We start from the raw sequence: 20172 nt of genomic DNA, 5'->3' as shown, positions 1-20172 counted from the left end.
GCCGTATGCCGGGCGCCCCGGATGTTCGCTGGGCGTCCGGGACCGCAGCGGATCGCCTGAACGGCACATCCCACGGCCTTTCCGCACCATCACCGCGACGGCGTCACGGCCTTCCTCGCGGACAGCAAGTGGATGATGAGCATGACCGTCACGACCCTCGCCGACCTGAACGCCCTGATCGCCCGCGTGAAGGCGGCGCAAGCGCGCTTCGCCGAATTCCCGCAGGAGACGGTCGACCTGATCTTCCGCAACGCGGCGCTGGCCGCCGCCGACGCCCGCATCCCGCTCGCCAAGATGGCGGTGGCGGAGACCGGTATGGGCGTGATGGAGGACAAGGTCATCAAGAACCACTTCGCCGCCGAATACATCTACAACAAGTACAAGGACGAGAAGACCTGCGGCGTCCTTTCCGAGGACGATGACGGCGGCATCATCACCATCGCCGAGCCGGTCGGCCTGATCTGCGGCATCGTCCCCACCACCAACCCGACCTCCACCGCCATCTTCAAGGCGCTGATCGCGCTGAAGACCCGCAACGGCCTGGTCATCTCCCCCCATCCCCGCGCCCGCAAATCGACCTGCGAGGCCGCCCGCCTGGTGCTCGCCGCCGCGGTCGAGGCCGGCGCCCCCGAGGACATCATCGGCTGGATCGACACGCCGTCGCTGGAACTCTCCAACGCCGTCATGCACCATCCCGACATCAACCTGATCCTCGCCACCGGCGGGCCGGGCATGGTCAAGGCCGCCTACTCCTCCGGCAAGCCCGCCATCGGCGTCGGCGCCGGCAACACGCCCGCCGTCATCGACGAGTTCGCCGACATCAAGCGCGCCGTCGCCTCCATCCTGATGTCCAAGACCTTCGACAACGGCGTGGTCTGCGCGTCCGAACAGTCGGCGGTGGTGGTCGATGCCGTCTATGACGCCGTGCGCGACCGCTTCGCCAAGCATGGCGGCTACATCCTGTCGGCCCGCGAGGCCGATGCCGTGCGCAAGGTTCTGCTGGTCGACGGCCACCTGAATGCCGACATCGTCGGCCAGCCCGCCCACGCCATCGCCGCCATGGCCGGCGTGACGGTGCCGCACGCCACCAAGGTGCTGATCGCCGAGGTGTCGGAGGTCGACGAGACCGAGCCCTTCGCCCACGAGAAGCTGTCGCCCACCCTGGCGCTCTACCGCGCCAAGGACTTCATGGCGGCCTGCGACACGGCCGCCGCCCTGGTGGCCCTCGGCGGCATCGGCCACACCTCGGTGCTCTACACCGACCAGGACCAGCAGGCCGACCGCATCCGCCATTTCGGCGACAAGATGAAGACCGCCCGCATCCTGATCAACACGCCGTCCTCGCATGGCGGCATCGGCGACCTCTACAACTTCCGCCTCGCGCCGTCGCTGACGCTGGGCTGCGGCTCGTGGGGCGGCAACTCGATCTCGGAGAATGTCGGGCCGCAGCACCTGATCAACAGGAAGACGGTGGCGAAGAGGGCGGAGAACATGCTGTGGCACAAGCTGCCCAAGTCGATCTACTTCCGCCGCGGCTGCCTGCCCTTCGCGCTCGAGGAGCTGCGCGGCAAGAAGCGCTGCCTGATCGTCACCGACCGTTTCCTGTTCGAGAACGGCCATGTCGCCGACAGCGTCCGCGTCCTGAAGTCGCTGGGGCTGGAGGTGGAGACCTTCTTCGAGGTCAGCGCCGACCCGACCTTGGCGGTGGTGCGCAAGGGCGTGGCCCTGGCCAACGCCTTCCAGCCCGACGTGATCCTGGCGCTGGGCGGCGGCTCGCCGATGGATGCGGCCAAGATCATCTGGGTGATGTACGAGGCGCCCGACGTTGCCTTCGAGGATCTGGCGCTGCGCTTCATGGACATCCGCAAGCGCATCTACACCTTCCCCAAGCTGGGCGTGAAGGCGCAGCTGGTGGCGGTGCCGACCACCTCGGGCACCGGGTCGGAGGTGACGCCTTTCGCGGTGGTGACCGACGAGCGCACCGACACCAAATACCCGATCGCCGACTATGAGCTGACGCCGACGATGGCGATCATCGACGCCAACCTCGTGATGGACATGCCCAAGGGGCTGACGGCGGCGGGCGGCATCGACGCGGTGACCCATGCGCTGGAGGCTTACGTCTCGGTGGTGGCGACCGAGTATACCGACGGCCAGGCGCTGCAGGCGCTGAAGCTCCTGAAGGAGAACCTGCCCTCGGCCTACCGCAACGGAGCGAAGGATCCGAAGGCGCGGGAGCTGGTGCACAACGCGGCGACGCTGGCCGGCATCGCCTTCGCCAACGCCTTCCTCGGCGTGTGCCACTCGATGGCGCACAAGCTGGGGGCCGAGTTCCACCTTCCGCACGGCATCGCCAACGGCCTGCTGATCGCCAACGTCATCCGCTACAACGCGGCGGACATCCCGACCAAGCAGACGGCGTTCAGCCAGTATGACCGGCCGAAGGGCGTGGCGCGCTATGCGCAGATCGCCCGGCACCTGGAACTGGGCGGCAGCCGCGACCATGAGCGGGTGGAGAAGCTGATCGGCTGGGTCGAGGAGCTGAAGCGGGCGCTGGAGATCCCGGCCTCGATCCAGGCGGCGGGGGTGCCGGAGGCGGCGTTCCTGGAGCGGGTCGATGCGATCGCCGAAGCCGCCTTCGACGACCAGTGCACCGGCGCCAACCCGCGCTATCCGCTGGTCGCCGAGATCAAGCAGCTGCTCATCGACAGCTACTACGGCCGCGCCTATGCCGAGCCGGAGAGCGACCGCAGCCCGGCGGCGCTGAGCGTGGTCGGCAAGACGAAGTCGGCTGCCGAATAAGGCGCGAGCGCGATCCTGAGTGACCGGCGGGGGCCGTCGGGCGGGGGTGACAACCCCGCGCCCGGCGGCCCCCGACCGCGTTCCGGCGACGAAGGTGCATTTCAAATGCCCTCCGCCCCCGAAAATCCCGCTGCCGAAACGGCGACGCCCCGTGCGTCGGGCACGGGGCGTCACATCGTCACGCGGAAGGCTGAAATCAGACCGCGGCGGTGACCACCACCTCGATCTTGATCTCCGGCGCGCCCAGATCGGCGACGCCGATGGTGGCGCGGGCCGGCAGATCGTTGCCGTCGAGCCAGGCGAGCCACGCCTCGTTCATCTCGTTCTTCAGGCTCATGTCGGTGATGAACAGCTGGGCGGACAGCAGCTTGGTCTTGTCGCTGCCGGCCATCGCCAGCACCTGGTCGAGCTTGCCGCAGATCTGCGTGACCTGGCCGCCCATGCCGACGCTGACGTCGTCGGCGATGATGCCGCCGAGATAGGCCGTGCCGTTGTTGACGACGACGCGGTGCATGATCTTGGTCTTCTCGATGCGCTTGATCACTGGGAACTGCTCCTTGGTGTTTGAAAAGGACTCAGGGGGTGATGGAGAAATCGACGTAGCGGGCGCCGATGCGGGCCAGCGTCCCGTCCTGCACGACCGCGCGGATCGCCTCGTCGAAGGACTGCTTCAGCGCGGCGTCCTCCTTGCGCAGGCCGACGCCGATGCCGGGGCCGAACACCTCGACGTCGACCACCGGCTCGCCGACCAGCTTGACCGACTTGCCGCCGTCGCCCTTCACCCAGTCGGACGCGGTGGCGCCGGTGGTGATGGCGGCGTCGATCCGCCCGGCCTTCAAATCGGCCAGCAGGTTGGAGGCGGTGTCGTAGGTCTTCAGCGTCACATCGCTGCCGAGATGCTTCTCGACATAGCGGGAATGGGTGGTGGAGACCTGGGCGCCGATGGTCTTGCCGCGCAGGCTGGCGGGCGAGCCGTCGATGGCGGACTTGGCCGGCGCAACGAAATAGGCCGGCACCACCATGTAGGGGGTGGAGAAGCCGATGGTCTTGGCGCGTTCCGGCGTGATGTTCATCGTCGCCATGATGGCGTCGTACTTCTTCGCCAGCAGACCCGGAATGATGCCGTCCCATTCCTGCGCCACGACGGTGCAGGGGCGCTTCATCCGCTCGCACAGCGCGTTGGCGAGATCGACCTCCAGCCCCGCCACCTTGCCGTCGGGCTGGGTGAAGTTGAAGGGAGGATAGGCGCCCTCGGTGGCGATGCGGACGGGCTCCTGCGCCGCGGCGATGCCGCCGGACGCAAGCAGAAACAGGGCGGCGACGCCGGTGACGAGGCGCTTCATGGCAGGCTCCGGAATGTCAGGCGGGAAGGGGGATCAGCGCGCCGCGACGACGACGATCTCGACCAGGATCGACGGGTCGGCCAGCTTGGCCTCCACCGTCGCGCGGGCCGGCGGGTTGGCCGGATCGACCCAGGCGTCCCAGGCGGCGTTCATCTCGGGGAAGGTGGCGATGTCGGCCAGATAGACGGTGGCGGTCAGGATGTTGCTCTTGCTCGTCCCGGCCTCGGCCAGCAGGGCGTCGATCTGGCGCAGCACGTCGCGGGTCTGCGCCTCCACCGTGGTCGATCCGTCGTCGACGATCTGGCCGGCGAGATAGACGGTGTCATTGTGGATGACCATGTCGCAGAGCCGCGGGGTCGGGTGGAAGCGCTGGATCGTCACTGTGAATGCTCCAATGGGTCAGGCGGCGTTTCTGGTCGCTGCTTCGGCGAAGCGGCCGATGCGGAAGGGGGCGATGGGCAGGTCGGTTGCTCCGTCCGTGATCAGGTCGGCGGTGATCCGCCCGACGATGGGGCCGAGCTGGAAGCCGTGCGCCGAGAAGCCGAAGGAATGGTAGAGGTCCGGTTCGGTGCCGCTGGGGCCGATCACCGGGATCTGGTCCGGCATCCGCGCCTCGATCCCCGCCCAGGAACGGACGATGGTGGCGCCGCGCATGCAGGGGAACAGATCCCACACCGTGCGGGCGTTCACCGATACCTGGGAGAAGTCCAGCTCCGCCCGGTTCTCGTCGCGCACCGCCCGGCCCAGCAGCCCGCCGCCGATCAGCACGGTCCCGTTGGGGAACTGCTTGAAGGACAGCGTGCGGCCGGTCGCTCCGACCACCGGCTTGATGAAGGGAGCGACGCGGGCGGTGATCATCAGCATCGGCGCGACGGGCTCCAGCGGCACCGGCTCGCCCACCTGCGCCGCGATGCGGTCGGCCCAGGCCCCGGCGGCGTTCACCACCACCGGCGCCTCGTATCGTCCCCCGTCGGCCGTCTCGACGCTCCACAGCCCGCCCTTGCGGGCCAGCCGCGTCACGGCGCCGCCCTCCTGGAAGCGGGCGCCGAGCGCGATGGCCTTGCGCCGGAAGGCGAAGGTGGTGCGGAAGGGGATCGCCGCGCCGTCGCCGCGCGACACCAGGGCGCCGATGCAGTGATCGGCGATGGCCGGCACCAGCGACCGCAACTCGTCCCGGCCGACCATCTCCTCATGGGTGAAGCCCAGGGCGTTCAGTTCGGCGACGCGGGCGTGCAGCGTCTCCAGCTCCGCCTCGGTCTCCGCCACCTTGATCTGGCCGTGACTCTCGAAGCCGCAATCGTCGTCCACCAGATCCCGGATGCGGTGCCACAGCGCCATCGAGGCGACGGACAGCGGCACCTCCGCGACATGGCGGCCGAGCTGGCGCACGCCGCCCGCATTGACGCCGGAAGCGTGGCGGGCGACATGGTCCTTTTCCAGCACCAGCACGCGCAGGCCGCGCATCGACAGGTGCAGCGCGGCGGAGCAGCCGTGCAGGCCGCCGCCGATGACGATGACGTCTGGACTGAAGGAGGCGGTTGCGGTCATCGGGCGCCTCCGGTCAGTGCTTGAACACGGCGTCGATGTCGGCGTCGGTCTTCGGCAGGGCGGCCAGTTCCGCCAGCGTGATCGGCTTCACCGGCGGGCGCAGGCGGTAATAGCCGACCTCCGCCGGGGAAATGCCGCGCTCCGCCGCGATGACCTCGGTCACCGTCGGGCCGCACAGCCGGCCCTGGCACGGCCCCATGCCGCAGCGCAGGAAGCTCTTGGCCTGGTTGGGGCCGGAACAGCCCAGCCGTACCGCCTCGCGCACCGCGCCGGCGGTGATCTCCTCGCAGCGGCAGACGATGGTGTCGTCTGCCGGCACGCGGAAGGCTTCCGCCGGGGTGTAGAGCGTGTCGAGGAAGGCGCGTCCCGTCAGCGCCCGGTCGAGCGCGGCGCGGAAGGGCGCGGCGGAGCGGTCGCGCTGCTCGCGGCCGATGCGGCCCAGCCGGTGCAGGGCGTCGAGCGCCGTCAGGCGGCCGGCTTCCTCCGCCGCGCGGGCGCCGCCGATGCCGGCACCGTCGCCGGCCAGCGACACGCCCTCGACCGAGGTGGCGCCCCATTCGTCGGTGGTCGGGCGCCAGCAGCGCTGCTGCTCGTCCCAGCGCTGGGCGCAGCCGGTGGCGTTGGCGAGGTTCAGGTTGGGAACGACGCCGTGGTGCAGCAGGAGCGTGTCGGCGGGCAACCGGTGCTCGGTGCCGTTGCGGGTGTAGACGACGCTCTTCAGCACGCCTTCGTTCCCGCCGCTTCCGACGCCGCCTTCCGCGCGCAGGGCGGTGACGTTGCCGATGACGGTCAGCTTGCGCCGAACCTCCAGCATCAGCTTCATGCCCTTGCCGAGATAGGGCGAGCGCAGGAAGCCCGGCAGCAGCGGCAGGGCGGCGCGCCAGTTCTCCTTCGGCGTGGTGTCGAGGATCGCGTCGATCCGCGCGCCGGCCTGCAGATACTGCCATGCCAGCAGCCACAGCAGCGGCCCGCTGCCCGCCATCACCGTCGCGCCCGACGGCACGAGGCCGGAGGTCTTCAGCAGCACCTGCGCCGCACCGGCGCCCAGCACGCCCGGCAGGGTCCAGCCGGGGATGGGGAAGGGACGTTCCAGCGCGCCGGTCGCCAGGATGACGTGGCGGACGGTCAGCATCGCCGCGGCGCCGTCGCGCGACAGCCCGATCTGGATGCTGCGCTGCCCGTCCGGGCCATCCTCGCGCGGGCGGGCGACGCTCCAAACCGTGCTGCCCGGCCAGTGGACGGCGCCGCTGTCGCGCAGCGGACCGAGCAGCTCGGCGCCGTGCCAGTAGTCGGGGCCGAGAACCTTGCGGTCGCGCACCGGGGTTTCGGTGACGGCGCGGTAGATCTGGCCGCCGGGTTCCGCCTGTTCGTCGAGCAGGACGACAGACGCGCCGTTGGACGCGGCCAGCGCCGCGGCCGCAAGACCGGCCGGGCCGGCGCCGACGACGGCGATGTCGAAGTCGTAGCTGGAATTGGGCGCGCTCATCGTTCCACCTCGCGCTTGCCGTTCTGGGTTTCCACCGCCATGCCCGGCGCCACGCGCACCTGACAGCCCTGGCGGTTGCCGGTCCCGTCGATGGTGACGAGGCAGTCGAAGCAGACGCCCATCATGCAGTAGGGGCCGCGCGCCGCGCCGCTGACCGGCATGTTGCGGCAGGCGACGACGCCGTTGGCCAGCAGGGCGGCGGCGACGCTGTCGCCCGCCCGCGCGCTGGCCGGACGGCCGTCGATGGTGAAGGCGACCGTCTCGGCGGTCTTGAGGGCGGTCTCGATCTCAGGCAGCCTGCGGAACATGGAACCTCCGGGCGCTGAAGGGCGCAAAACGGTCGCCGAGGCCGCCGGCCGCGATCAGCGGCGCCAGCGTCAGCGCATGGTTGGCGGCAAGGGTCACGCCGCTGTGGCAGGTGGCGACGAAGGCGCCGGGGGCCGTCTTCGACTCCTCGTAGATCGGGAAGCCGTCCGGCGTCAGCACGCGCAGCGCCGCCCAGCTCCGCACCACGTTCAGCTTGCCCAGCAGCGGGAAGAAGCGGATGGCGCGCTCGGCGATGGTCGACGAGATGCCGGGCTGCAACGTGGTGTCGAAGCCGGCTTCCTCGAAGCTGTCGCCGATCATCACCCCGCCCTCGTCGGTCTGGCGGACATAGACGGTGGGGTGGTGCAGGAAGGGGGCGGTCTTCTCGGTGACGATGACATGGCCGCGCTGCGGGCGGACCGGGGCCGACAGCCCGACCATCGGCGCCAGCCGGGCGCTGTCATGGCCGGCGGCCAGCACGATCTTGCCGGCGCGCACCTCGCCGCCGGCGGTGTCCATGCGGAAACCGCCGTCGCGATGCTCGATCCGCTCGACGCGGTGGTTGGGCCGGTAATCGACGCCCAGCATGCCGATGCCCTTGTGCAGGGTGCGCAGCAGCCGCAGCGAGTTGCAGTGGCCGTCCAGCGGGCAATAGGTGCCGCCGACCACGTCCGGCCCGATGAAGGGCAGTTCCTTGCGCAGGGTTTCGCGGTCCATCACCTCGTAGGGGTAACGGACCATGTCGGGCTGGTTGTGCAGCCGCATCATGGTGTTGGCGCGGTCCTGCAGATCCTCTTCCGACAGCATCGGCATGAAGCCGCCGGGGCGCCGGTAGGCGACGTCCAGCCCGGTCTGTTCGCGCAGCAGCTCGGCGAAGCCGCTCCAGTCGTCGGAGGACTGCTTGGTCCAGCCGGCATATTCCGGCATCCCCAATCCCTTGCCCTGCACCCAGACCAGGGCGAAATTGCCGCGCGACGGGCGCACGGCGATGTCGCCCTCGTCCAGCATTGCGACCTTCTGGCCCGACCGCGCGAGGCCCCAGGCCAGCGCCGATCCGACCAGCCCGCCGCCGATAACGGCGACGTCGTACTCTCCGCCCCGACTGGGCTGCGTCATCGTCTCCACTCCCGCCGCCGCTGCCGCACCGTTTCCCGTGCGTACCGGCCGCCGCCGTTATCGTGTGGCGCGCATCGCCGTGCCCGGCACTCGCATGCGGTGCCGATTACTTCGCGTTGCAGCGCGTATCCTTGTAAAAACACCGAAGGTGCCGGTGTTTCACATGGATGGATTGCGAACTGCAGGGTTTTCTTTGGCAGGGCGCCGCGGGATGTTTCCCGGCGACGCGTGGCCGCTCCTCGATCCTTGCGACAGCATCGGCAGCCAACTTATAACTGTCAAATCAGATCGAAGGGGTGTTTCATGATCGAATGTTATGATCTGGTTTGCGGGAAAGGGCGGGCGCCATGATCAATCCGCGCCAGATCGAAGCCTTCCGCGCGGTGATGCTGACCGGCGGCATAACCGCGGCGGCGGAACTGCTGAACATCTCGCAGCCCGCGGTCAGCCGCCTGATCAGCGACCTGCAATACGCACTGAAGCTGACCCTGTTCGAACGGCGCGGCCCCCGCATCACCCCGACCAGCGAGGCCATCTCGCTCTATCAGGTGGTCGACCGCGCCTTCGTCGGGCTGGAACTGATCGAGCAGACCGCGCGCGACCTGACCGCCCGGCGCAGCGGGGCGTTGCGGGTGGCGGCGATGCCGGCGCTGGGCGTCGGCTTCCTGCCGCGTTACGTCGCGCGCTTCCTCAGCGAACGGCCGCGGGTGGACATCGCGCTGCGCGGCAGCCACTCGCCCATCATTCTGGACTGGGTGGCGACCGGCCAGTGCGAGCTTGGCTTCGCGCACACCCCTATCGATCATGCGGCGGTGCTCACCGAGAAGATCCAAGGAATCCCCGCCGTCGCCATCCTGCCGCCCGGCCATCCGCTGGCCGACAAGGACGTGCTGACGCCGAAGGATTTCGAGGGGGAGAGCTTCATCTCCACCGGCCCGCCGGCCCTGCTGCGCTCCCGCATCGACACCGTATTCGCCGACCACGACGTGTCACGGGCGATGCGGGTGGAAACCCAGCTGACCATGAGCGCCTGCGCCATGGTGGCGGCCGGTTACGGCGTGTCGATCGTCGATCTCTTCACCGCCCAGGACTATGTCCCGCATGGTCTGATCGTCCGCCCGTTCGAACCCAGCATCGGCGTCGACATCGCCGTCCTGCGATCCGCCCAGGTGCCGCTGTCGATGATCGCGGAGGATTTCCTCGCCGGTTTCATCAAGGAGGCGACGCGCTTCCGCGACAGCTTCCTCGGACCGGATGGCGCCGGCTACGGCCTTCAAACCGTTCGGAACGCGGAATTATAACATTTTCGGATGAATGATGGCGGTTATTCGATTTGACGGTTATGTGACCGCACCAGCACCCTTGGTCCGCGTCCTGACCGCGACCTTCCCGAAAAACAGCCCGCGACAACGGCGACGGCAAGGTGAGGGACGGTAAAACCGCGATCCCGATCCGTGTTCCAATGCGGGTCCGAAGATCACGCCCGGATGCCCCCCGGAACTGCGGACAGCGACCATCAACAGGGACCAAGGCTTAAGAGGAGAATGACGATGCGCTCCGTGATGTGCGGGTTGATGGCGACGGCGGCCCTGTGGTGCGGCATGGCCGCGGTCCAGACGGCCCATGCCCAGGACAAGACGCTCTTTGTCGCCGCCTATGGCGGGTCCTTCGAGCAGACCATGCGCAAGGAAATCATCCCGGCCTTCGAGAAGGCGAACGGGGTGAAGGTCGAGTATGTCGCTGGCAACTCCACCGACAACCTCGCCAAGCTGCAGGCCCAGAAGGGCAACCAGCAGATCGACGTCGTCATCCTCGACGACGGCCCGATGTATCAGGCGGTGGCGCTGAACTTCTGCGCCGACCTGGAGAAGGCGCCGGTCTACGACCAGCTCTACGACCTGGCGAAGATGCCGTCGGGCAAGGCCGTCAACTTCGGCGCGGTCGGCACCGGCATCGTCTACAACAAGGCGTATTTCGACGAGAACAACATCCCGGCCCCGACCTCCTGGAATGACATCCAGGATCCGCGCTACAAGAAGAAGCTGGTCGTCCCGCCGATCAACAACAGCTACGGCCTGCACGCGCTGGTGATGATGGCCCGCCTGAACGGCGGCGGCGAGACCAACATCGAGCCGGGCTTCAAGGAATTCAAGGACAAGATCAACCCGAACGTCCTGGCTTACGAGCCGTCGCCGGGCAAGATGACCGAGCTGTTCCAGAGCAACCAGGCCGTCATCGCCGTCTGGGGTTCGGGCCGCGCCAAGGCGCTGGCCGACACCGGCTTCCCCGCCACCTTCGTCTATCCGAAGGAAGGCGGCATCGTGCTGGGCTCCGCTGCCTGCCAGGTCGCCGGCAGCAAGAACGCGGCCGAGGCGCAGAAGTTCATCCAGCACATGCTCGACGTCGAGGCGCAGACCGCGCTGGCCGTCAGCGCCGGCTTCGGCCCGGTGAACAAGACGGTGGAACTGCCCGCCGACAAGCAGGCCGGCATCCCCTATGGCCCGGAACAGGTCGGCAAGCTGCTGGTGGTGGACTGGGACACCATCAACCAGAACCGCGAGCAGTGGAACCGTCGCTGGACCCGCGAGATCGAGCGCTGATGCGGTAAACGCCCTCTCCCGCCTCGGGAGAGGGCAGGGGCCCGCCGCGAAGCGGTGGGAGGGGTGAGGGGTCAGGCACGGAGCCATGCGCTTCCGGTTCCTTGGATCACCCCCACCCTCCCCACTTCGTGGGTCCCCTCCCTCTCCCGGGACGGGAGAGGGCAGCAAGGGAGAGGGAGACGACGGCATGACTTATCTGGTTCTCGACCAACTGACCAAGCGCTTCGCCAATTGGACGGCGGTCGATCGCGTCTCGCTGACCGTCGAGAAGGGCGAGCTGATTTCGCTGCTGGGGCCGTCGGGCTGCGGCAAGACCACCACCTTGCAGATGATCGCCGGCTTCCTCGACGCCGACGGCGGGCGGGTGATGCTGGACGGCCAGGATCTGCTGGCGAAGAAGCCGAACGAGCGCGGGCTGGGCATCGTCTTCCAGAGCTACGCCCTCTTCCCGCACATGACGGCGGCGGAGAACGTCGCCTTCGGTCTTGAGATGCGCAAGGTCAACCGCGCCGACCGCGACCGCATGGTGGCCGATGCGCTGAAGCTTGTCGGTCTGGAACAGTATGGCGACCGTCACCCCCGCCGCATGTCCGGCGGCCAGCAGCAGCGCGTGGCCCTGGCCCGCGCGCTGGTCATCAAGCCGAGCCTTCTGCTTCTCGACGAGCCGCTGTCCAACCTCGACGCCAAGATGCGCGAGGAGATGCAGATCGAGCTGCGCCGCATCCAGCGCACCGTCGGCACCACCATGATTCTCGTCACCCACGACCAGTCGGAGGCGATGGCGCTGTCCGACCGCGTGGTTGTGATGAACAAGGGCCGCATCCAGCAGGTCGCCACCCCGCAGGAGGCCTACGACCATCCGGCCAACGCCTTCGTCGCCAACTTCCTCGGCCGCACCAACCTGCTGCCGGGCATGGTCGCAAGCGGCGCCGGCGGGACCGTCATCACCGTGGCCGACAGCGTCTGGCCGGTGTCGCAGCCGGTGCCGGCGGGACCGGGCGCGCTGGCCGTCCGGCCGGAGAAGATCGGCTTCGTCGATGCCGGCGGCCTGAGCGGCACCGTGCTGGCCCGCGTCTTCCAGGGCACCCAGTGGCTGTTCGAGATCGAGACCGCCGCCGGCCGCGTGATGGTCATCCGCCAGCATGACGGTTCGACCCTGCCGGCGGAGCGCGAGCGGGTGATGATCGGATGGCGCGCGCAGGACATGGCGGTGATGCCCGCCGATCCGGAAGCGGATGCGTCCGCCCGGGAGGCGGCATGAGCATGACGGCCTCCACCGATACCCAAGCGCAGGCGTCCGCCGCTAACCCCTCGGCCCATGCCCCCCCGCCGCGCCGTCCGCGCCGCCTGCCCTGGGCGCCCTATCTGCTGAGCGCGCCGGGGCTGGCATTGTTCGCGGTGCTGCTGCTGGTGCCGCTGGTGATGACCTTCCTGCTGTCGCTGAACAGCTTCAGTTTCTATGGCGGCATCGAGAATGTCTGGCAGCTCGGCAACTACGCCGAAATCATCGCCGACGACTACTTCCACGAAGTCTTCCTGCGCACCTTCCGCATCGCCGCCTTCGTGACGATTCTCTGCGCGGTGTTCGGCGCGCCGGAGGCCTACATCCTGCGCCGGATGAAATCGCCGTGGCGCGGGCTTTGCCTGCTGATCGTGCTGGGGCCGCTGCTGATCTCGGTGGTGTCGCGCACGCTGGGCTGGGCGCTGCTGTTCGGCTCCACCGGCCTCGTCAACCAGGGTCTGATGGCGGTCGGGCTGATCTCGACGCCGATCGAGTTCATGTACACCGAAACCGGCGTCATCATCGCGCTGACCCATGTGCTGGTGCCCTTCATGGTGCTGTCGGTCTGGGCCTCGCTCCAGCGGCTCGACCCGCAGGTGGAGAATGCGGCGCTGTCGCTCGGCGCCGGGCCGCTGACGGTGATGCGCCGGGTGGTGCTGCCGCAGATCGTGCCGGGCATCCTGTCGGGCTCCATCATCGTCTTCGCGCTGGCGGCCAGCGCCTTCGCCACCCCGGCGATCATCGGCGGACGGCGGCTGAAGGTGGCGGCGACTCTCGCCTATGACGAATTCCTGAACACGCTGAACTGGCCGCTGGGCGCCACCGTGGCGGTGCTGCTGCTGGTCGCCAACGTCGTCATCATCGTCGGCTGCAACCGGCTGGTCGAACGTCGCTACAAACAGGTGTTCGAATGAACCGCAACGGCCCGATCGCGCTGATCTTCCACTTCCTGTTCCTGGGCTTCCTGCTGGCGCCGATCCTGATCGTCTGCGCGGTGGCCTTCACCTCGCAGGGCTACCTGTCGCTGCCGACGGACGGCCTGTCTCTGCGCTGGTTCCGCGCCATCGGCGACAACCCGGAATTCATCCGCGCCTTCAAGGACAGCCTGCTGCTGGGCGTGGTGTCCTCCACCCTGGCGATCCTGATCGCGGTGCCGGCGTCGCTCGCCATCGCGCGCTATCAGTTCTTCGGGCGCGAGGCGATCCAGGCGCTGTTCATGTCGCCGCTGATGGTGCCGCACATCGTTCTCGGCATCGCCTTCCTGCGCTTCTTCACCCTGATCGGGCTGGGCGGCACCTTCACCGGGCTGGTTCTGAGCCACGTCATCATCATCCTGCCCTTCGCGCTGCGCCTGATCCTGGCGGCGTCCACCGGCATGGACCGCGCGGTGGAGAATGCCGCGTCCTCGCTCGGCGCCTCCTCCTGGACCTGCTTCCGCCGCGTTACCCTGCCGCTGATCCTGCCGGGTGTCGCCAGCGGCTGGGTTCTGGCCTTCATCAACAGCTTCGACGAGGTGACGATGACCGTCTTCATCGCCTCGCCGGAGACGACGACCCTGCCGGTGCGCCTGTTCCTCTACATCCAGGACAACATCGATCCGCTGGTTGCCGCGGTGTCGGCGGCGCTGATCTTCGTGACGGTCGCCGCCATGCTGGTGCTCGACCGCGTCTATGGGCTGGAACGGCTGCTGGTCGGCAAGGGCCGCGACTGATACCGCCTGGAGTGATACCGCCGAGCGTAAGTTCCGGCTTACGCTCGACGGTAAGGGCCGCGGCTGCGGCCCCGCAGTCCGCCGGACGGTGACGGTTCGTCAGGCCGGCGTTTCGCGGTGGATTCTGAACGGCGCCCAGGACTGGCTGACCGGCATGATCTCCACGCTGTTGATGTTGACGTGCGGGGGCTGGGACACCACCCAGCGCACCGTCTCGGCGATGTCCTCCGGCTGCAGCGGATGGGCGCCGGCATAGAGCGCGTCGTAGGCCGCCTTGTCGCCGCCGGTGCGGACCAGGGTGAATTCGCTTTCCGCCAGTCCCGGCTCGATGGAGGTCACCCGCACGCCCTGCGCCGATAGGTCGCTGCGCAGGCCGAGCGAGAACTGCCTCACGAAGGCCTTGGTGCCGCCATAGACGTTGCTGCCCGGATAGGGCCAGTTGGAGGCGGCGGAGGCGAGATTGACGATCAGCCCGCGCCGCGCGATCAGCCGGTCCAGCAGCAGCCGGGTGATGGTCACCAGCCCGGTGACGTTGGTGTCGATCATGGTGCGCCACTGTTCCAGGTCGCAGTCCTGCGCGGCCCCGGTGCCCAGCGCCAGCCCGGCGTTGTTGACCAGGACGGAGATATCGGCGAATTCCGCCGGCAGGGAGGCCAGGGCGGCGCGCGTCGCCTCCTCGTCGCGGATGTCGAAGCACAGCGGATGGACCACCGCCGGCCCGCCCAGCGCCTCGACCAGGGCCTCCAGCCGGTCCTGCCGCCGGCCGGTGGCGACGATCCGCCAGCCCTCGGCCACCAGCCGCCGGGCGATGGCATCGCCGAATCCGGACGTGGCGCCCGTGACGAGAGCGATCTTCGGGGCGATGTTCGACATTGTGCGATCTTTCCTCATGACGTTGGCGGCATCCGATTGATGCGCCACAGTATCATAGCTTCGGAAAGATCTCCCCCTCACCCCAGGGAGAGGGCCGGGGGAGGGGGATGCACATGCCGGATTTCCGTCGAAGGGCGGCCGCGCCTCCCTCACCGGTACCGAGCGGATAGTCCCCGCAGCTCCGCGACCGTCCGGCAGCCCAGCAGGGCCAAGCTCCGGTCGAGTTCGTCCTGCAGGATCGCCAGCGCGTGCTCGGCCCCCGCCTGTCCGCCGGCCGCCAGCCCGAACAGCGGCGCCCGGCCGAGCAGCACCGCCGCGGCGCCTGCCGCCAGCAGTTTCGCGGCGTCGCTGCCGCGCCGCACGCCGCTGTCGGCCAGCACCGTCATCCGGCCGCCGACCGCGTCCATGATCCGCGGCAACACCGTCAGCGGCGAGGGCGCGCTGTCCAGGTTGCGTCCGCCATGGTTGGACACCACGATGGCCTCCACTCCGGCCTCCGAGGCGCGCAGCGCATCCTCCGGCGCCAGCAGGCCCTTGAGGATGATCCGCCCGGCCCAGCGCCGCCGCAGCTCCGCCACGTCGTCCCAGCTCACCCGGTCGCACAGCCGGATCGGGTCGTGAGCGGCGGCGTCGGTGATGCGCGTGCGGAACTGCGGCGGATAATGGGCGTATCCCGGCCAGCCGCCGTCGGCCAGCAGGCGCAGCAGCACGCCGGCCGCCCAGGCCGGGCGGCGCGCCACGTCCAGGGCGCCTCGCAGCGACGGCGTCACCGGCACGTTGAAGCCGTTGTGTCGGTTATACTCGCGTTTCGGCGAAACCGCGGTGTCCACCGTCAGGATCAGCGTGTCCACGCCGCAGGCGGCGACGCGGTCCAGCAGGGCATGGGTCAGGCTGCGGTCGCGCCAGACATAAAGCTGGAACCACAGCTCGGCCCCGGACTCCGCGATGGCTTCGATGCTGGTGATCGACTGGGTCGAGACGCAGAAGGGGATGCCGGCCGCCCTCGCGGCCCGGGCCAGCAGCACCTCGCCGTCGTAGCGCACCAGACCGGCGGCGGCGGTGGGCGCGATGACGAAGGGCAGCGGGCGGTCGCGGCCGAACAGCGTCACGCCGGTGTGGCGTCCGTTGCAATCGACCAGCACCCGCGGCGTCAGTTCGGCCTGCTCGAAGCTGTCGCGCAGGCGGCGCAGGGCCGATTCATCCTCGGTGCCGCGGTCGATGTATTCGAACAGGCCGCGCGGCAGGAAGCGGCGGGCGCGCTGGCGCAGCTCGTCGATGTTCAGGCATGCCTGATGGGCCGGCATGGGATCACCGCCTCCCGCGGGATGGGGCGCTATCGGGAATAGCTGCCGAATTTGTGGACGGAGATGGAGGCTGCCGCCACCTGCACATGCCGGGCGAGTTCCTGTTCGACCTGCTCGGGCGTCCAGCGCGTGGCGGGGACGGAGATGCTGATGCCGGCCACGGCGCGGCCATGCTCGTCGGTGATGGCGGCGCCGACGGAGATGTCGCCCATCACCGTCTCGTTGGTCAGCAGGGCATAGCCCTTCTCCCCCGCCGCGCGCACGCGGGCGCGCAGACGGTCGGGATCGCAGACGGTGAAGGGGGTCAGCGGGCGCAGGTCGGTGCGGGCCAGGATGTCCTCCCGCTCCTCCTCCGACAGGCGCGACAGGATGGCGGTGCCGGACGCCGTGTAATAGGCGGGCAGGCGGCTGCCGACCATGAACTCGATGTTGACCAGATGCTTGCCGGGGAAGCGGGCGACGAAGACGATCTCGGCGCCGTCCAGCTCCTGCAGGTTGGCGGTCTCGCCGACGCTGCGGCTGATGTCCAGAAGATAGGGATAGGCCTTCTCGATCAGCTCGTTGGCCCGCAGGTAGTTGTAGGAGAACTGCAGCAGCTTCGGCGTCAGCGCATAGTTGCGCGTGCCGTGGACGCGGCGCAGATAGCCCAGCACCTCCAGCGTGTAGACCAGCCGCTGCGCGGCGCTGCGGTCCAGGTTGGCGGCCTTGGCGATCTCCGACAGCGGCATCTGCCGGTGCGGACCGTCGAAGGCATGGAGGATCTGGAAGGTCTTCTCGGTCGAGCCGACGAACAGCGAGGACTCGCGCGGGTCGGCCTTCCTCGTGTCCGCCCCGGCAGCCGAGCCTTCACCCGAGCCCGGGCCTTCACCCGTGCCGGTCCCGGCTCCTTCCGCCTTCGTCCGTCCCGTTGTCCGCGCCATCGCCATTCCCCCCCAGGAAATCCTCATCCGGCCGGATCGTCGTCCGGCACCTCCGCACCAACGCATAGCATTCGGCGAACCGAATGCCACGCGCGGCGCGGTGCAACCGATCATGCCGTTTGGACGACCGGCATTCCCTCGTAGGTGACGAGCAGGCGCGAAAGTTCGCGCCGCAGCGACCGCTTCAGCGGCTCGGCCGGCTCGCGCAGCGGCGCCAGCATCGCCGGAGCCTCCACGCCGACCAGGTCCATCACCGACTTCATCGGGCCGGGGTTGGTCTCGGCGAAGGCCATGTTCATCAGCGGGATCAGCGTGCGGTGGATCTCCAGCGCCTTGTCCAGCTTGCCGGTGGAGGCGAGGCCGTGGATCAGCTGCCAGGCCCGCGGCAGCAGGTTGGCCGTCACCACGATGCCGCCCTTGGCCCCGGCGGCGACATGCAGCGGGAACAGGGTGTCCTCGCCGCTCAGCACCGCGAAGGACTGGTCGACCCCCGCCACCGTGCGCAGGAAATGGTACATGTCGGTGTTGCAGGCCTTCATGCCGACGATCCGCTCGTGCCGCGACAGCTCGTGCAGGATCTCGGGATCGATGGCGATGCGGGTGCGGTAGGGGATCTCGTAGATCAGGATCGGCACCGGCGATTCGTCGGCGTAGCGCAGGAAATAGTCGCGGATGCCGGCCTGGGTCGGGTTGGTGTAGTAGGGGGTCAGCACCAGCAGCCCGTCCACCCCGGCCGCCGCGAAATCGCGGCCTGCGGCCAGCGCGTCGTAATAACCGGTATCGAGCACCCCGGCGATCACCGGGCCGCGCTTCCCGCCGGCCCCGGCCATCGCCTCGACCGACAGCTCGGCGAAGCGGATGCGCTGGTCCTTCGCCAATGCGCCATACTCGCCGGTGCCGCCGAGCGGGACCAGCCCGTCGATCCCCTGGCGGAACAGCCAGGAGAACAGCGCCTTGGAGGCCGCCACGTCGATGGTGCCGTCGGCGGTCACCGGCGTCGGGGTGGCGGGCAGAATGCCGCGAAGCTTCGTGGCGTCAAGCATGTCTTGTCCTTGGAAGAAGCGGGTGGTGGAAGGCGGTCGCGGAGCCGGGCTCAGCCGGCGAGGCTGCGCCGCCGCAGCCGGTCCGCGACATAGATCAGGGTGGCGACGAACAGCAGCAGCCCGGTCGACACCGCCGCGATGACGGGGGAGACCTGCAGCGTCACCTCGTCCCAGAACTGCTTGGGCAGCGTGGCGCTCAGCCCGCCCGAGGAGAACAGGGAGATGGTCAGCTCGTCGAAGGAGGTCGCGAAGGCGAACAGGAAGGAGGACAGCATGCCGGCCCCCAGGATCGGGAAGGTGACGTGCCGCAGGGCGGCCATCGGGCGCGCGCCCAGGCTCTGCGCCGCGAGGTCGAGCCGGGTGTCGTAGTTGCGCAGCACCGCCATCATCGTCATCACCACATAGGGCACGGCGACGACGGTGTGGCCGATGACCAGCCCCAGGATGGTGCCGACCAGGCCCATCTGGGCGAAGACGTAGAACATGCCGACGGCGATGATCATGCGCGGCACGACGATGGGCGACAGGATGAAGGCCAGCATCGCGCCCTTGCCCCGCATCTGGCTGCGCACCATCAGGAAGGCGGCGGGAACGCCGATCGCCATCGACAGCAGGCCGGTGCCGAACGCCACCACGATGGACCGCCACAGCGCCTGCATCCAGATCGGCGAGTCAAAAAGCTGTTCGTACCATTGCAGCGTGAAGCCCGACGGCGGCCAAGCCAGCCCGCCCTTGCCGAAGGACAGCGGGATCATCAGGAAGGCGGGCAGGCTGATCAGCACCAGCAGCGTCCAGACGAAGACGGACAGCCCCAGCGGATTGTCGGCGCGGCCGCGGATCGGGTGGCGGCGCGGCATCAGGCCGATCAGCGCATCGCTGGCCGATCCCAGTGCCGCCAGCACGCGCCCGCCCAGCCGCCGCATGGCGGTGTCGCGGTTGCGCACCACCGCGCTCTTGCCGGTCAGCGAGGCGAAGCCGAAGACGCGGTCGTACAGCACGAACACCACCAGCACGACCGTCAGCAGCAGGACCGAGATGGCGCCGGCCAGCCCCCAGTTCAGCGTCTGCTGCACCTGGTCGATGATCAGCTGGGTGATCATCGTCTCCATCCGGCCGCCCAGCAGGGCCGGCACGATGAAGAAGCCGATGGCCGACACGAAGACCATGATCGCCGCCGCGGCGACGCCCGGCAGCGACAGCGGGAAATAGACGGTCCAGAAGGCGGTGCCGGGACGGGCGCCCAGCGTGCCGGCGGCGCGCGGCAGGGTGCGGTCGATGTTCTCCATCACCGCCAGCATGGTCATCACCGCCAGCGGCAGCATGGCATGCACCATGCCGATCAGCACCGCGCCGAAGCCGTAGAGCAGATCGACCGGACGGTCGATGATGCCCAGCGACATCAGCGTGCTGTTGATCACGCCGTTGCGGCCGAGGATGACGACCCAGGCGAAGGCACGCACCAGGAAGCTGGTCCAGAAGGACAGCAGGACCCAGAAGATCAGCCGGCTCTTCGCCGGCCCCTTGGCGACGGAGATCAGGTAGGCGATGGGATAGGCGGCCACCACCGCGACCACCGTCGTCGCCAGCGAGATCTTCAGCGTGATCCACAGGACGGTGACGTACAGGCTGGAGGCGAACAGCTGCGCATAGGGCGCCAGCGTGAAGCCCTGCCCGTTGTGGACGCTGAGCATCAGCAGCTGCCCGACCGGGTAGACCAGGAAGGCGGTCAGCAGCAGGACGAGCGGCGCCCCCATCAGCACCGGCTTGCGCCAGGCGGGCGGGGGCGAAGGACGTTTGGCGCCGGCGGCGTGGGTCATGGTCATGGACTGTCCGCTCAT

Annotated in this window: 18 protein-coding genes; 6 read left to right on the top strand and 12 right to left on the bottom strand. The window is 68.8% G+C overall.

The annotated features are described in order from the left end of the window. Positions 1-141 precede the first annotated feature (141 nt). A complete protein-coding gene (gene adhE / locus DM194_RS21235) occupies positions 142-2802 on the top strand; it encodes a bifunctional acetaldehyde-CoA/alcohol dehydrogenase (RefSeq protein WP_246024497.1) in 2661 nt (886 codons plus the stop codon). 196 nt (positions 2803-2998) lie between these two features. Here adhE and DM194_RS21230 read toward each other — a convergent pair whose 3' ends face one another. From DM194_RS21230 to DM194_RS21200, 7 genes are read right to left on the bottom strand one after another with little or no spacing between them, the layout of a single operon-like run. Next, on the bottom strand, positions 2999-3346 hold the full coding sequence (locus tag DM194_RS21230; RefSeq protein WP_014189196.1) for a RidA family protein: 348 nt from the start codon (positions 3344-3346) through the stop codon (positions 2999-3001). Positions 3347-3377: 31 nt separating this feature from the next. Continuing rightward, positions 3378-4145, bottom strand: a complete 768-nt coding sequence (locus DM194_RS21225; RefSeq protein ID WP_111069549.1) for a transporter substrate-binding domain-containing protein — start codon at positions 4143-4145, stop codon at positions 3378-3380. 33 nt (positions 4146-4178) lie between these two features. Further along, positions 4179-4526, bottom strand: coding sequence for a RidA family protein (locus DM194_RS21220; RefSeq protein ID WP_111069548.1), 348 nt, complete (start codon positions 4524-4526; stop codon positions 4179-4181). 18 nt (positions 4527-4544) lie between these two features. Beyond that, on the bottom strand, positions 4545-5693 hold the full coding sequence (locus tag DM194_RS21215) for an NAD(P)/FAD-dependent oxidoreductase (RefSeq protein WP_111069547.1): 1149 nt from the start codon (positions 5691-5693) through the stop codon (positions 4545-4547). A 13-nt stretch (positions 5694-5706) separates the two neighbouring features. Continuing rightward, positions 5707-7179: an FAD/NAD(P)-dependent oxidoreductase gene (locus tag DM194_RS21210; RefSeq protein WP_111069546.1), complete on the bottom strand. Its 1473-nt coding sequence runs from the start codon at positions 7177-7179 to the stop codon at positions 5707-5709. Next, complete coding sequence (locus DM194_RS21205) at positions 7176-7487, bottom strand: (2Fe-2S)-binding protein (protein WP_111069545.1); 312 nt, start codon at positions 7485-7487, stop codon at positions 7176-7178. The genes DM194_RS21210 and DM194_RS21205 overlap by 4 nt, the downstream gene beginning before the upstream one ends. Beyond that, a complete protein-coding gene (locus tag DM194_RS21200; protein ID WP_111069746.1) occupies positions 7468-8601 on the bottom strand; it encodes an NAD(P)/FAD-dependent oxidoreductase in 1134 nt (377 codons plus the stop codon). The genes DM194_RS21205 and DM194_RS21200 overlap by 20 nt, the downstream gene beginning before the upstream one ends. Positions 8602-8948: 347 nt before the next feature. Here DM194_RS21200 and DM194_RS21195 point away from each other — a divergent pair, with 347 nt between their 5' ends. The 5 genes from DM194_RS21195 (at position 8949) to DM194_RS21175 (ending at position 14194) form a co-directional block, all read left to right on the top strand. Continuing rightward, a complete protein-coding gene (locus DM194_RS21195) occupies positions 8949-9902 on the top strand; it encodes a LysR substrate-binding domain-containing protein (protein WP_111069544.1) in 954 nt (317 codons plus the stop codon). A gap of 249 nt (positions 9903-10151) precedes the next feature. Next, positions 10152-11201 carry an ABC transporter substrate-binding protein gene (locus DM194_RS21190; protein ID WP_111069543.1) on the top strand — a complete coding sequence of 350 codons (1050 nt, stop codon included), beginning with the start codon at positions 10152-10154 and terminating at the stop codon, positions 11199-11201. A 187-nt stretch (positions 11202-11388) separates the two neighbouring features. Next, positions 11389-12462, top strand: coding sequence for an ABC transporter ATP-binding protein (locus DM194_RS21185; protein WP_111069542.1), 1074 nt, complete (start codon positions 11389-11391; stop codon positions 12460-12462). Beyond that, on the top strand, positions 12459-13397 hold the full coding sequence (locus tag DM194_RS21180) for an ABC transporter permease (RefSeq protein WP_111069541.1): 939 nt from the start codon (positions 12459-12461) through the stop codon (positions 13395-13397). The genes DM194_RS21185 and DM194_RS21180 overlap by 4 nt, the downstream gene beginning before the upstream one ends. Then, complete coding sequence (locus DM194_RS21175; RefSeq protein WP_111069540.1) at positions 13394-14194, top strand: ABC transporter permease; 801 nt, start codon at positions 13394-13396, stop codon at positions 14192-14194. The genes DM194_RS21180 and DM194_RS21175 overlap by 4 nt, the downstream gene beginning before the upstream one ends. Before the next feature lie 99 nt (positions 14195-14293). On the opposite strand, the gene DM194_RS21170 is transcribed toward DM194_RS21175, so the two are convergent. From DM194_RS21170 to DM194_RS21150, 5 genes are all read right to left on the bottom strand, one after another. Then, a complete protein-coding gene (locus DM194_RS21170; protein ID WP_111069539.1) occupies positions 14294-15067 on the bottom strand; it encodes an SDR family NAD(P)-dependent oxidoreductase in 774 nt (257 codons plus the stop codon). 149 nt (positions 15068-15216) lie between these two features. Further along, positions 15217-16371, bottom strand: coding sequence for an alpha-hydroxy acid oxidase (locus tag DM194_RS21165; protein ID WP_111069538.1), 1155 nt, complete (start codon positions 16369-16371; stop codon positions 15217-15219). A 29-nt stretch (positions 16372-16400) separates the two neighbouring features. After that, positions 16401-17291 carry an IclR family transcriptional regulator gene (locus DM194_RS21160; RefSeq protein ID WP_111069745.1) on the bottom strand — a complete coding sequence of 297 codons (891 nt, stop codon included), beginning with the start codon at positions 17289-17291 and terminating at the stop codon, positions 16401-16403. Positions 17292-17401: 110 nt separating this feature from the next. Then, positions 17402-18334: a dihydrodipicolinate synthase family protein gene (locus DM194_RS21155; RefSeq protein WP_111069537.1), complete on the bottom strand. Its 933-nt coding sequence runs from the start codon at positions 18332-18334 to the stop codon at positions 17402-17404. A gap of 50 nt (positions 18335-18384) precedes the next feature. After that, positions 18385-20172, bottom strand: a complete 1788-nt coding sequence (locus DM194_RS21150; protein WP_111069536.1) for an ABC transporter permease subunit — start codon at positions 20170-20172, stop codon at positions 18385-18387.

Source organism: Azospirillum ramasamyi (assembly GCF_003233655.1).
Lineage (GTDB): Bacteria > Pseudomonadota > Alphaproteobacteria > Azospirillales > Azospirillaceae > Azospirillum > Azospirillum ramasamyi.
The sequence above is the reverse complement of the archived record's forward strand: the minus strand, read 5'-3'. Positions and strand labels throughout refer to the sequence as shown.